Source organism: Pseudomonas sp. NY8896, assembly GCF_039634505.1.
This window is the reverse complement of the sequence record NZ_CP132350.1, coordinates 969,753-982,214: the sequence shown is the minus strand read 5'-3', so window position 1 is coordinate 982,214 and position 12,462 is coordinate 969,753. Positions and strand designations below refer to the sequence as shown.

Below are 12,462 nucleotides of genomic sequence, written 5' to 3'. Positions count from 1 at the left end.
TGGGTGCCTGCGCGCTCCTTCTTGTTGTTCAGTATCACCCCTTGCGGGGTGCGATCCAAAGCGTGGCGATCAGCCAGTGATCATCGGCAGGTCCAGGCCCTGCTCCTTGGCGCAGTCGATGGCGATGTCATAACCGGCATCGGCGTGGCGCATGACGCCAGTCCCTGGATCGTTGGTCAGTACGCGGGCGATACGCTCGGCAGCTTCATCGGTACCGTCACAGACGATGACCATGCCCGAGTGCTGCGAGAAGCCCATGCCCACACCACCGCCGTGGTGCAGCGACACCCAGGTGGCGCCGCCTGCGGTGTTCAGCAGGGCGTTGAGCAGTGGCCAATCGGAAACGGCGTCCGAACCATCACGCATGGCTTCGGTTTCGCGGTTGGGGCTGGATACCGAACCCGAGTCCAGGTGGTCACGGCCGATCACCACCGGTGCCGACAGCTCGCCGCTGCGGACCATTTCGTTGAAGGCCAGGCCCAGCTTGGCGCGAAGGCCCAGGCCAACCCAGCAGATACGCGCCGGCAGGCCCTGGAAGCTGATGCGCTCGCGGGCCATGTCCAGCCAGCGGTGCAGGTGGGCGTCGTCGGGGATCAGTTCCTTGACCTTGGCGTCGGTCTTGTAGATGTCCTCTGCCTCGCCAGACAGCGCCGCCCAGCGGAACGGGCCGATACCACGGCAGAACAGCGGGCGGATGTAGGCAGGGACGAAGCCTGGGAAGTCGAAGGCATTGGCCACGCCTTCTTCCTTGGCCATCTGACGGATGTTGTTGCCGTAGTCGAAGGTCGGGATGCCCTGTTTCTGGAAGTCCAGCATGGCCTGTACGTGCACGGCCATCGACTGCTTGGCGGCCTTGACCACTGCAGCCGGTTCGGTCTGCGCACGGTCGCGGTACTGTTCCCAGGTCCAGCCGGCAGGCAGGTAGCCGTTCAGCGGGTCGTGGGCGCTGGTCTGGTCGGTGACCATGTCCGGGCGCACGCCACGCTTGACCAGCTCTGGCAGGATTTCGGCGGCGTTGCCGTGCAGGGCGATGGAAATGGCCTTGCCTTCGGCGGTGTACTTGGCGATGCGCGCCAGGGCGTCGTCAAGGTCAGTGGCCTGCTCGTCTACGTAGCGGGTTTCCAGACGGAAGTCGATGCGGCTCTGCTGGCACTCGATGTTCAGCGAGCAGGCACCGGCCAGGGTAGCGGCCAGTGGCTGCGCGCCACCCATGCCGCCGAGGCCTGCGGTGAGCACCCACTTGCCTTTCAGGCTGCCACCGTAGTGCTGGCGACCGGCTTCGACGAAGGTTTCATAGGTGCCCTGAACGATGCCTTGGCTGCCGATGTAGATCCAGCTGCCGGCGGTCATCTGGCCGTACATGGCCAGGCCCTTGGCGTCCAGTTCGTTGAAATGTTCCCAGTTGGCCCAGTGTGGCACCAGGTTGGAGTTGGCGATCAACACGCGCGGGGCGTTGCTGTGGGTCTTGAACACGCCGACCGGCTTGCCCGACTGCACCAGCAGGGTTTCGTCGTCTTCCAGGCGGGTCAGGGTTTCGACGATCTTGTCGTAGCATTCCCAGTTACGGGCGGCGCGGCCGATACCGCCGTACACCACCAGTTCTTTCGGGTTTTCCGCGACCTGCGGGTCGAGGTTGTTCATCAGCATGCGCAGTGGCGCTTCGGTCAGCCAGCTTTTGGCGGTCAGCTTGTTGCCACGTGGGGCACGGATTTCAACGTCACGGTATTTGTTGTTGTCGGTCACGGGAAAGGTCCTCTGCGGTCGTCCGCGGGCGGGTATGTCGTGGTGAATATACAAACACACCTTTACTTGTATGTACAAGCATGGACAACCAAAATAATTGGACCTGTGCGTTCCTGGCTTGGGTTTTGTGGTGGTGCATAGATCGAGCGCCGCCCGCGCGGCGCTTCGCGAGCTGCGCTCGCTCCTACGTTTGTTTCGGGCCAGTATCGCCTGTGACAGGCGCGCGCGACCGCCTGGTTTGTACGACGCGATATCGAGCCGTGCGCCCAGGCGTTCGCGCGCAAATCCCACAGGCATGATTGGCCCGAAACAAACGTAGGAGCGAGCGCAGCTCGCGATGCGCCGCGCGGGCGGCGCTCGATCTCACAGGCAATGAAAATGCATTGCCAAGCCCATCAGCGCAAAATGAGCTCGATCAAGCAAAACCGCCCCTGAACCTCCAGCCCAAGCAACTCGTCGTTGCCCTCCAGCCGCAGGCAGTCATACAACCCCAACCGCTGCGTCTCACGCCCGGCAACGCCAACCTCGACCTGGCTACCGGCCGCAAACAACAGCACCGTCGACGCCGAGCTGTACAACCGGCTGGTGCCATCGAACCACTGCAACCGCGCCCGATACCGCTGCGGCGCATAGATCAGGTTGAAATCGCGGATCGCCCCCCCCAGCAGCTTGCAACTGACCTGGCTTTCACCGCTGAAGGCAAAGGCATCGAACGGCAGCAACGGCCGGCTGGCCTGGCCGTCGACCATCAAGCGCATGCCGTCGCCCTGCAGCACGGTGATGATTCGCTGATAACCGGCGAAGGTGGAAAAACCACCCGACTCTTCGATATCGGCAATCGACAGGCGCCAGCCAAAGCCATCCAGGCCCTCGCCACTGTCGCGGGTAATTTCTTCGGTGAAACCGCCACCGTTCTTCCACGGCATGCGCGGGTAATCCTGCGCACGCAACAACTGCAGCTGGCTCATTTACTGAAACGTCCTTCCAGGCGATGACGGGAACCGGGGTGGATCAGCCGTGCAGCGGTCACCGGCTGGCGGCCGGACCAGGTACGGCGGCGAATCAGCAGGCACGGCTCGCCCCGCTCGATCTGCAGCAGGCGGCACTCTTCCGGCTCGGCCAGAATGGCCTCGACCACGTGCTCACCTTCGGTCAGCGGCGCCACCTGGGACAGGTAGGCGTAAGGCGTCTGCCGGGTGAAGTCCTGCTTGAGGTAGTCGGGGGCAATGGCCGCGTTGACGTAGCGGTCCTCGATCTGCACCGGCACGCCGTTCTCGAAATGCACGATCAGCGAGTGGAACACGCGCTGGCCTTCGCGCATGTCCAGGGCCAAGGCCCGCTCGGAGCCGGCGGCTTCCTCGTTGAGGGTGATCACCTGGCAGCTATGCTGGTGGCCGCGCGCGGCAATTTCGTCGGCAATGTTGTTGACTTCGAACAGCGCCGAACGGCCCTTGGGCTCGGCCACGAAGGTGCCGACCCCTTGCATGCGCACCAGCAGCCCTTCGGCGGTGAGTTCACGCAGGGCACGGTTGATGGTCATGCGGCTGAAGCCCAGCTCGCTGACCAGTTCACTCTCCGAGGGGACCCGGTGATGGGGTGGCCAGCTGCCGTTGTCGATCTGCTGGATGATCATCTGTTTGACCCGGGCGTACAACGGCGCCGGGCCCTCGCCCATCTGGGCAACCAGCGCGGAGACAGGAGGTGTCGGCACGGCGTTGGATCCTTGTGCATATGGAGTGAGCGGTAGCTTGCCGCAGTTTACCCGGCAGGCAAACGGCTGTATATGTATATACAAGTTAACAATAACAGGATTTGCACAGATGTCCGCCTACTTCGCCGAACGCGCCCTGCTCCCCACGGGCTGGGCCAGCCATGTCCGTATCGAGGTCGCCAGCGATGGCCATGTGGCCCGCATCGAGCCCGGCGCTTCGGCCGAAGGCGCCGAGCGCCTGGCCGGCCCGCTGCTGCCCGGCATGCCCAATCTTCACTCGCATGCCTTCCAGCGCGCCATGGCGGGCCTGGCGGAAGTGGCCGGCAACCCCAACGACAGCTTCTGGACCTGGCGCGACCTGATGTACCGCCTGGTCGGGCAGATCACGCCGGACCAGTTGCAGATCATCGCCCGCCAGCTGTACATCGAAATGCTCAAGGCCGGCTACACCTCGGTGGCGGAATTCCACTACGTGCACCATGACCAGGCCGGCAAGCCCTACGCGGACCCGGCCGAACTGTCCTGCCGCATCAGCGCGGCCGCAGCCGACAGCGGCATAGGCCTGACCTTGCTGCCGGTACTGTACAGCCACGCAGGCTTCGGCGGCCAAGCACCGAACGACGGGCAGCGGCGCTTCATCAACTCCACCGAACAGTACCTGAAGCTGCAGGCACAACTGGCCCCGCTGCTGGCCGCGCAACCGGCGCAGCAACTGGGCTTGTGCTTCCATTCACTGCGGGCGGTAACGCCTGGGCAAATCGCCGATGTGCTGGCAGCCAGCGCCCCACAATGCCCGGTGCATATCCACATCGCCGAGCAGCAGAAGGAGGTGGACGATTGCCTGGCCTGGAGTGGCCTGCGTCCATTGCAGTGGCTGTACGAACATGTGGACGTGAACCCGCGCTGGTGCCTGGTGCACGCCACCCACGCCGAGCCGGACGAGGTCACCGCCATGGCCCGCAGTGGCGCGGTGGCTGGGCTGTGCCTGACTACCGAAGCCAACCTGGGCGACGGGATATTCCCGGCGGTGGACTTCCTGGCCCAGGGCGGGCGCATGGGCATTGGTTCGGACAGCCATGTGTCGCTGAGCGTGGTGGAAGAACTGCGCTGGCTGGAGTATGGCCAGCGGCTACGGGACCAGCGACGCAATCGCCTGTATCGTGGCGACCAGCCGATGGTCGGGCGCACGCTGTACGACGCTGCACTGGCAGGCGGCGCGCAGGCGCTGGGGCAGGCGGTCGGGGAGCTGGCCGTGGGCAAGCGCGCCGACTGGCTGGTGCTCGATGGGCAGGACCCTTACATCGCCATGGCGGATGGCGACGCCATTCTCAACCGCTGGCTGTTCGCCGGTGGGGATCGCCAGGTACGCGACGTGATGGTGAACGGACAGTGGGTGGTGCGCCAGGGTCGGCATGCGCAGGAAGCGGAAAGCGCGCAGGCATTTGCCGGCGTGCTGCGCCAGCTCTTGGGTTGAGCGTAATGGGGCTGCAAAGCAGCCCCAAACATCAGTGCATTTTCACGATTTGCTGATCGGACGCTCGCCAGATCAACCGACTGGTGTCATACCCCTGCTGCCGCGCCTTGGACAGCAGGTTCTCGCGCTCCCAGGCCGGCAACGTCGGCGTGCGCGACAGAATCCACAGGTGCTTGCGGTCCGGGCTGCCGACCACCGCTGTGCGGTAGCGATCATCCACGTACAGAATCCAGTACTCGCCCCGCGCCACGCCAGGCACCAGCTTGGTGAACCAGTTATCGAACTCTACCCACAGCTTGTCGGTATGCCCCGGCTCCTGGATGCTGGCATGCCCTTCGGCGCGCAGCCATTCATCACCCATGGTACGGCAGCGGTTGAGCACGCCAAAGGTGCCGTCCGGCTTGAGGTTGTAGTGTGCCTCGGACTGCTCGCAGCCGGTCTGGTAGCGCATGGGCAGGCGCGCCAGTTCGAACCATTTGCCCTGGTAGCGCTTGAGGTCGACATTGCCAGCGGTTTTCGGCGCCAGCGGGTCGTGCACGGAGCCTGCGCAACCACCCAGCAGCAACGCCAGGCATACCCCCATCAGCAGGTACAGGCGCCTCATTTGAGGCCCTGCCCGGAGTACATCAGTACCTTGTCAGCCGCGTACTGCACGCTGATGAAGCTCTTCTCGTCCCCCCAGGTGCAGCTGCTCATGCCCAGCGCGCCCGAACACTCGGTCGGCGTGCCGAGCAACTGCTCGACCTCGGCCTTGTTCATACCGGCCTTGATCTTGGAATAGTTTTCCTGATTGATCTTGCTGCAGGCAGTCAGAACGACGCACAGCGACAACAGGGCGAGGGAACGCAACGACATGAAGGACACTCCTGGAAGATGATACAGGCGAGTGGCCTGCAGTGATCTTCGACGGGAAAATCCCTCCCTGGTTCCCTGCCCCACCCCCTTTGCCCCTACACCATTGGTCGGATGGCCATTACTGTGCGATTAATCACAAAGAAATAGTCGTTCGCATCGAGTAGGAGGCGGCTTCACAGCCGCCGTCCTCTCACACCACCGTGCGTACGGTTCCGTACACGGCGGTTCAGGTTATACGGCTAAGCCGGTTTATCGTATCCAGTATCGAGACCAGTCCGAACCTATCCCATAGCCTCTTCGGTAGCGCCTGATTCACATGAGATGCTCCCGAGTTCCACCACGGGCCTCGGCCATTAAAGGCCGATTTACAGGCACGTTCTTCGCTCAGGCCCAGGCGCATCAGGTTGCGCGCCCTCGTTGAGGGCCGTTTCCATTGACGCCAGATGACGCAGCGAAGTTTATGCCTGACCCAACCATCCAATTTCTCAAGTGGGCGTTTGCTCTGGCTGAGCTTGAAGTAGCCAGCCCAGCCTCGCAGGACAGGGTTGATTCGCTCAATGACAGTCGCCACTTTGCGGGCCCTTACACTGCGTAGCAATATTCTGAGTCGGTCGCGTAAGCGCCCCAGGCTCATCGTTGCCACACGCAGCCTTGGTTGCTGGTGCCTGCTCATCCCGTAACCCAAGTAGTCACACTTCCAAGCCCCTGCTACTTGGCTCTTCTTCCGGTTCACCGTCAGTTTCAAACGATGGCACAGGAAGCGCTCGATACTGGCCAACACCCGCTCGCCCGCCCGAGGACTGCGCACATAAATGTTCGCATCATCGGCGTAGCGCACGAAGCGATGACCCCGCCGTTCCAATTCGCGGTCGAGCTCATCCAGAAGGATATTCGACAGCAACGGCGAGAGTGGGCCGCCTTGCGGTGTCCCCTCTTGCCGTTGGCTGACGATACCGCCCGACATGGCCCCAGCTTCAAGGTAGCGGCGGATGAGCCTAAGCACTCGCTTGTCTTCGACGCGACGCTGCAAGCAGGCCATCAGGATGTCGTGGTTGACCCGATCAAAGAACTTTTCCAGATCAAGCTCCACGCACCAGCGATGCCCCGCCGCCACATGGGAGCGGGCCAGTTCAACGGCTTGGTGAGCGCTTTTGCCCGGACGAAAACCGTAGCTGTAGTCCGAAAACAGCGGATCGAAGAGTAGCGTGAGTTGTTGCTGTAATGCTTGCTGGATCAGGCGATCCACGACGGTGGGGATTCCCAGTTGCCGTGTGCCGCCCTGCGGCTTGGGAATTTCAACCGCTCGCACTGCTTGGGGATGGTATTCACCGGCCAGCAACCTGGCCTTGAGGGTTGGCCAATACTGTTTCACGTAGCCCGCCAAGTCAGCGACCGTCATGCCATCGGCACCCGGAGCCCCCTTGTTGCTAACCACGCGTTGATACGCACGCCTGAGGTTGGCCGGTGCAAGCACCCGCTCCATCAGCGTGTCCGGCTCCGCGTTCGTCCACGTCGCTGACGCCGCCGGCACCTTTGCACTGTCAGGCATCACCCTCGGCTTCTGGCCGGGATTCGGAGTGACAGATTCCGTTGTAGGAAATTTCTGCATTACGGCTACCAACGAGACAGTGACGCCTACTGGCGGCATAACCTGTTCGGCCCTTGGTGGCGCGGTTAACCGCCACTTACTACGGCCTCGGCTGACTTCTGCACGCTCGTCCCGTCGCCTCTCGACGCTCGGTAGCACAGTGGCAAACGTGCAGATCTCCCAGGGTAATTCGCGTGACCTTCCTGCTTATGCCTGTCGGATTTACGTCACAGCGTCCCGTGCAAGTACTGGGCTTTGACGATTTGGGCCGCCTCACCCCGCTGTGCCGCCTCTATCCGCTTCCTGTTCGTCAGGCCAGCAGTTTGCCTCGGGCTTCCTTCAGATTCGCGGTCGCCCACGACACCCTTGCCTCTGGCTAACACTTCCCCTTGCCGGGTGTGTAGAGGACTTTCACCTCCAAGTCACCCGCTTTGGCCACCACAACCAAGCGGGTTGCGCTACGCGCAACGCGCCATGCCTGGCGCACCCAAAAAAACCGGGGCCGCTTGCGCGGCCCCGGGCGTTTTACTTGTCGCGGCGCTCGTACTCGCCTTCGATCACGTTCGGGCGATGGCCACCCTCTCGTGGCTGCGCCTGGAACGGGTCATCCTGGAACGCACGCTGACGCATGGCCTGGGCCTCGGCACGCTCACGCATCTTGCGCGCCGCCAGGCGGCGGGTGAACGGCAGCAGGCACAGCACGCCCAGCACATCGCTGATGAAGCCCGGCAGCAGCAGCAGGCCACCACCCACGGCCAGCATCATGCCCTGGAACATGTCCTCGGCGGGCAATTCGCCACGTTGCAGGCTTTCACGGGCGCGCAGTGCGGTGGCCAGGCCGGCCACCCGCATCACCAGCACACCCAGGGCGGAGCCGGCGATGATCAGCAGCAACGCCGGGAAGAAACCGATTGCCGCGCTGACCTTCACGAAGACGAACAGCTCCAGCACAGGAAAAATCAGAAACAGCAGTAGAAAAGCACGCATCAAGGGTTCCTCGACGGAAGATAACCTTCCAATAAGACCTCACATGGATGCCTGCGCTCCAGATTTCAACCCTCGACTTGCGCCTGAACCGGCCACTGGTCGGCGCGCGCCAGTAAAACCAAGGCTTCGCGGACTTGTGTCGGCGTGTTGCAAGTATTCGGGAATGGCAGCCAATACACGGCCTGACCGATGCGCAGGTGCATGCCTTCGCTGTCTACGCCAACCATCTGCGCCGGCGCATGCTGCGGCAGGTCGGTCAGTTCGACGTAATGGGCGATGGCGTTGGCATGATCGCTGTTCATGTGCTCGACCATGCTTGCCTCGGCCTTGCCGGCGAACGGATTGCCCAGGGTTACCTGGTCAAGCCAGTGGATGGCGCCGAAGCCGCCGATGTAGCGGTGGCGCACTGGCTGCAACACCCAGAAATCGAAGTCGTGGGCCTTGTGGTAGTTGGCCGCTTCCGGGAAATAGCGGTAGTAGCGCTCGGCAGCCGCCTCGATAGCGGCTTCGTCGACCAGCTTGTGTGCCTCGGCCATCACGGTCAGGCGCCCCACGGCCTGCACATCCTCCGCCTCGCGCTCCCCCACCAGCAGCGAGCATTTCGGGTCTTTCTGCAGGTTGTGGGTGTGCTGGGCAATGCGGCTGATGAGGATCAGCGGGTTGCCCTGGGCGTCCATGCAGTACGGCACGACGGAACCGAAGGGGTAGCCGGGCATCGACTTGGAATGAGTCGAGAGCACGCCACGGTATTCCTTGAGCAGCAGTTCCCGGGCGGGGCGGATGGCGTTGGTACTCACTTGAGGGCGGCTCCTGGCGGACTGGATGGAGGACAAGATAAGCATTATCAGGTCCAGTGCCAATGGGGTCCTTCCGACCGCCTGCAGGCCGTACACCATCCCCTGTAGGAGCGGCCCTGTGTCGCGATGGGCCGCAAAGCGGCCCCAAAAAATTACCAGGTAACGCCGAAGCCCGCGGTATAGCGCGTCTTGTCCAGGTCACTCTCACGCGTGCCGGTGATGATGTCCTTCTCCGCCTTGAGGTTCAGCGAGGCCCACTCGGTGACCTTGTAGCGCAGGCCAATCTCGGCATCCAGCGAGTAGTCGGCCACGCCACCCAACGGTTTGGCGAACTCGCCGTTGGTGAACAATTGCACGTTCTTGCCGATCAGGTAGCGGGTGTAGTCCCACTTCACCGCCGCGGAATAGAAGTTGTCCTTGGAGCCGTCCTGGTACTCGAAGTCGGTGCGGTTGATCAGCGAGCCCAGCGAGAACGCGCCCAGTTCGTCATCCCAGAACTGGTAACCCGGGCCGGTGCCGACGGTACGCTGACGGGCCAGGTCTTCGATACGGTCGCGCTTGTATTCCGCACGCCCCTGCCAGAACCACTTCTCGGTCATGAAGCGGTCCAGGGCGTACTCGGCGCTCCAGTTGTCGGTGGTGGTGACGTCGTCCTTGGTCTCGCGGTTGTATTCGCCTTCGGCATTGTGCCGCCAGCGGCCATGGCGGGCGGTGGTCTTGAAGCCTACGTCGTAATCGTCGGTGTCGTTCTCGGCGCGCTTGTAGTCCAGCGCTACGTCGACGTTGCCTTTCCATACGAAGTCCTCGACCAGGGGCTTGGGCTTCATGATCTGCTCGATGCTGGCCAGTTCCACCGTTTTCGGCGCCTCGCCATTGGCCAGAGTCACCTTGCCTGGCTCGGCGGCCTTCAGCGACTTGGCCTTCTCACCGCTGTAGGCGTCCTGCTTGACCAGCATCTCCTGGTCGCTTTCCAGGGTTTGGACTTCTTTCCAGTCCAGGGCGATCGACCCGCCATAGGGGGTTTCCAGCAGCAGCTTGCCGCCGTCGAAAACTTTGATCTTGCCACTGAGCCGGTCACCGTTTTTCATCCACACGGTGTCGGCGAACACCGGGGAGGCGCACAAGGAGGCAGCTAGCAGGCACAACAACGATCTAGTATTCATAAGCGGACTACGGGTTCGATTCGACGAAAAAAGCCGGGCATTATCCAGATACCGCCGGCCAGAGCAAGGACAGACCGAGCACATGCCGTTGAGTTCAACTCTCATTTGCCGGACCACCGGTCCGGTTTCATCTACAGCCCAAGGGGGGCGTGATGTCTGATGGATATGCGCACGCGCTTGATTCCGCCGAGGGCCGACGAACGGCGCTATATTCAGTACTTGGGCAGGTGCCGGCCGGCAAAGTGGTGAGCTATGGCCAACTGGCCGAACTGGCGGGGCTTGGCCGAGCAGCGCGCTGGGTCGGGCGTACCCTTGGGCAGTTGCCCGAGGACACACGCCTGCCCTGGCACCGGGTGCTCGGTGCAGGGGGCCGGTTGAGCCTGGCACTGGGCACCCCATCGGGGGATGAACAACGGGCGCGACTACGCGCGGAAGGTGTGAATGTAACCAACAATCGTGTGGATATGACGCGCCATGGCTGGCGCCCAATGGAGCACAGCGGTTAGAGTGCGCGCTTTGTTTTCGCAAACTTGAGGCAGATGTTGGCCCATGCCCCGTAAAACCTGGCGCGCTGCGCTTGCTGCCTATGCCAGCCCGTCAACCTTGGTACTTTTGCTACTCGGTTTCGCCGCCGGCCTGCCCTACATGCTGGTGTTCTCGACCCTGTCGGTGTGGTTGCGCGAAGCCGGCGTGGCCCGTGAAACCATTGGTTATGCCAGCCTGATCGGCCTGGCCTACGCCTTCAAGTGGGTGTGGTCGCCGCTGCTCGACCAATGGCGCCTGCCGCTGCTCGGTGGCCTGGGTCGCCGCCGCTCGTGGCTGCTGTTATCGCAGGCGCTGGTGGTGATCGGCTTGGTCGGCATGAGCCTGTGCGACCCGCAACAACATCTGTCATGGCTGATTGCCATGGCCGTGCTGGTGGCCTTTGCCTCGGCGACCCAGGACATCGCTGTGGACGCCTACCGCTTGGAGATCGCTGACGACCAGCGTCAGGCTGCGCTCGCTGCCAGCTACATGGCCGGGTACCGGGTAGCTGCCCTGCTGGCCACGGCCGGCGCGCTGTTCTTTGCCGAATGGTTCGGCTCCACCGGTTTCAGCTATCTGCACAAGGCATGGGCCGGCACCTACGTGATGTTCGGGGTCATGATGCTGCCCGCCCTGTTCACCACCCTGGTCATGCGCGAACCGCCAGTGCCCATGCGCACTCAGCTGTCGGCAGCACGCTATGGGCTGGTGCACCAGATGGCCTCAGTGTTCGTGTTGATCATCCTCCTGGTGTCGGTACCGGCCAGCTTCACCCAGATGTTCAACACCGGCTGGTCCAGCGTGATTTCCGGTGACGCCACGCCGCTCGATCTGTTACTGGAAGACCGCGCTTTCCTGCGCCTGATCCTTTACGTGCTGCTGACCTGGGCGTGCCTGTCGAGCCTCGGCCGTCGCGGCCTGGCCCCAGTGCTGACCCCGGTCAACGACTTCATCGCCCGCTACCGCTGGCAAGCCCTGCTGCTGCTTGGCCTGATTGCCACCTATCGCATGTCGGACACGGTGATGGGCGTAATGGCCAACGTGTTCTACATCGACATGGGCTTCACCAAGGACCAGATCGCCAGCGTCAGCAAGATCTTCGGCCTGATCATGACCCTGGTCGGCGCCGGGGTCGGCGGCCTGTTGATCGTGCGCTTCGGGATCATGCCGATCCTGTTCATCGGCGGCGTAGCCTCGGCCGGCACCAACATCCTGTTCCTGATGCTGGCAGACATGGGCCCGAACCTGGAAATGCTGGTGGTGACCATCTCGCTGGACAACTTCAGCTCTGGCATGGCCACTTCGGCCTTTGTCGCCTACCTGTCGAGCCTGACCAACCTCAAGTTCTCGGCGACCCAATATGCGCTGCTCAGCTCGATCATGCTGCTGTTGCCACGCCTGATCGGCGGCTATTCGGGGGTGATGGTGGAGAAGTTCGGTTACCACGACTTCTTCCTGATTACTGCCTTGCTGGGCGTGCCTACATTGATTCTGATCGCCCTGCAGTGGCGCCAGGAGGCTGGGCGAGGCACCCCGGTGGCAGAGGAAAACTCGGCGGCCGAGCGGCCCTGATAGATCGATGGCCCCTGTACTGGCCTATTCGCGGGTGAACTCGCGCA

At 62.8% G+C, this 12,462-nt stretch carries 12 protein-coding genes; 3 read left to right on the top strand and 9 right to left on the bottom strand.

Annotated features, from left to right (window positions below; all coding sequences use genetic code 11):
* Positions 1-69 precede the first annotated feature (69 nt).
* From hutU to hutC, 3 genes are all read right to left on the bottom strand, one after another.
* Complete coding sequence (hutU, locus tag Q9451_RS04365) at positions 70-1,743, bottom strand: urocanate hydratase (RefSeq protein ID WP_012274589.1); 1,674 nt, start codon at positions 1,741-1,743, stop codon at positions 70-72.
* Positions 1,744-2,138: 395 nt separating this feature from the next.
* Positions 2,139-2,711: a HutD family protein gene (locus Q9451_RS04360; protein ID WP_012274590.1), complete on the bottom strand. Its 573-nt coding sequence runs from the start codon at positions 2,709-2,711 to the stop codon at positions 2,139-2,141.
* On the bottom strand, positions 2,708-3,418 hold the full coding sequence (gene hutC / locus Q9451_RS04355) for a histidine utilization repressor (RefSeq protein ID WP_171577230.1): 711 nt from the start codon (positions 3,416-3,418) through the stop codon (positions 2,708-2,710). Before hutC ends, Q9451_RS04360 begins: the two co-directional genes overlap by 4 nt.
* Positions 3,419-3,563: 145 nt before the next feature.
* Between hutC and Q9451_RS04350 the strand changes: the two genes are divergently transcribed.
* Positions 3,564-4,928 carry a formimidoylglutamate deiminase gene (locus Q9451_RS04350; RefSeq protein ID WP_012274592.1) on the top strand — a complete coding sequence of 455 codons (1,365 nt, stop codon included), beginning with the start codon at positions 3,564-3,566 and terminating at the stop codon, positions 4,926-4,928.
* A gap of 31 nt (positions 4,929-4,959) precedes the next feature.
* Here Q9451_RS04350 and Q9451_RS04345 read toward each other — a convergent pair whose 3' ends face one another.
* From Q9451_RS04345 to Q9451_RS04320, 6 genes are all read right to left on the bottom strand, one after another.
* Entirely contained in the window at positions 4,960-5,532 is a 573-nt protein-coding gene (locus Q9451_RS04345; RefSeq protein ID WP_012274593.1) for a lipocalin family protein, read from the bottom strand.
* Positions 5,529-5,783: an outer membrane protein assembly factor BamE gene (gene bamE, locus Q9451_RS04340; RefSeq protein WP_003249234.1), complete on the bottom strand. Its 255-nt coding sequence runs from the start codon at positions 5,781-5,783 to the stop codon at positions 5,529-5,531. Before bamE ends, Q9451_RS04345 begins: the two co-directional genes overlap by 4 nt.
* 226 nt (positions 5,784-6,009) lie before the next feature.
* Positions 6,010-7,431, bottom strand: a complete 1,422-nt coding sequence (gene ltrA, locus Q9451_RS04335; RefSeq protein WP_024718247.1) for a group II intron reverse transcriptase/maturase — start codon at positions 7,429-7,431, stop codon at positions 6,010-6,012.
* A gap of 465 nt (positions 7,432-7,896) precedes the next feature.
* Complete coding sequence (locus Q9451_RS04330) at positions 7,897-8,358, bottom strand: FxsA family protein (protein WP_012274037.1); 462 nt, start codon at positions 8,356-8,358, stop codon at positions 7,897-7,899.
* Between the two features lie 65 nt (positions 8,359-8,423).
* Entirely contained in the window at positions 8,424-9,155 is a 732-nt protein-coding gene (locus tag Q9451_RS04325) for a DUF2470 domain-containing protein (RefSeq protein WP_041166584.1), read from the bottom strand.
* A 152-nt stretch (positions 9,156-9,307) separates the two neighbouring features.
* Positions 9,308-10,318, bottom strand: a complete 1,011-nt coding sequence (locus Q9451_RS04320) for a DUF481 domain-containing protein (RefSeq protein ID WP_012274039.1) — start codon at positions 10,316-10,318, stop codon at positions 9,308-9,310.
* Between the two features lie 152 nt (positions 10,319-10,470).
* Here Q9451_RS04320 and Q9451_RS04315 point away from each other — a divergent pair, with 152 nt between their 5' ends.
* The gene (locus Q9451_RS04315; RefSeq protein WP_012274040.1) at positions 10,471-10,824 is read left to right on the top strand and encodes an MGMT family protein; all 354 of its coding nucleotides are present in this window, start codon (positions 10,471-10,473) and stop codon (positions 10,822-10,824) included.
* A gap of 43 nt (positions 10,825-10,867) precedes the next feature.
* Positions 10,868-12,415, top strand: coding sequence for an AmpG family muropeptide MFS transporter (locus Q9451_RS04310; protein WP_012274041.1), 1,548 nt, complete (start codon positions 10,868-10,870; stop codon positions 12,413-12,415).
* The last annotated feature ends 47 nt before the right edge of the window (positions 12,416-12,462 follow it).

What these genes read in the sequence shown, in the direction of transcription:
- Q9451_RS04360 (WP_012274590.1), bottom strand. Translation starts at nt 2,711, where the DNA reads ATGAGCCAGCTGCAGTTGTTGCGTGCGCAGGATTACCCGCGCATGCCG.
- hutC (WP_171577230.1), bottom strand. Translation starts at nt 3,418, where the DNA reads ATGGGCGAGGGCCCGGCGCCGTTGTACGCCCGGGTCAAACAGATGATC.
- Q9451_RS04350 (WP_012274592.1), top strand. Translation starts at nt 3,564, where the DNA reads ATGTCCGCCTACTTCGCCGAACGCGCCCTGCTCCCCACGGGCTGGGCC.
- Q9451_RS04345 (WP_012274593.1), bottom strand. Translation starts at nt 5,532, where the DNA reads ATGAGGCGCCTGTACCTGCTGATGGGGGTATGCCTGGCGTTGCTGCTG.
- bamE (WP_003249234.1), bottom strand. Translation starts at nt 5,783, where the DNA reads ATGTCGTTGCGTTCCCTCGCCCTGTTGTCGCTGTGCGTCGTTCTGACT.
- ltrA (WP_024718247.1), bottom strand. Translation starts at nt 7,431, where the DNA reads ATGCCGCCAGTAGGCGTCACTGTCTCGTTGGTAGCCGTAATGCAGAAA.
- Q9451_RS04330 (WP_012274037.1), bottom strand. Translation starts at nt 8,358, where the DNA reads ATGCGTGCTTTTCTACTGCTGTTTCTGATTTTTCCTGTGCTGGAGCTG.
- Q9451_RS04320 (WP_012274039.1), bottom strand. Translation starts at nt 10,318, where the DNA reads ATGAATACTAGATCGTTGTTGTGCCTGCTAGCTGCCTCCTTGTGCGCC.
- Q9451_RS04315 (WP_012274040.1), top strand. Translation starts at nt 10,471, where the DNA reads ATGTCTGATGGATATGCGCACGCGCTTGATTCCGCCGAGGGCCGACGA.
- Q9451_RS04310 (WP_012274041.1), top strand. Translation starts at nt 10,868, where the DNA reads ATGCCCCGTAAAACCTGGCGCGCTGCGCTTGCTGCCTATGCCAGCCCG.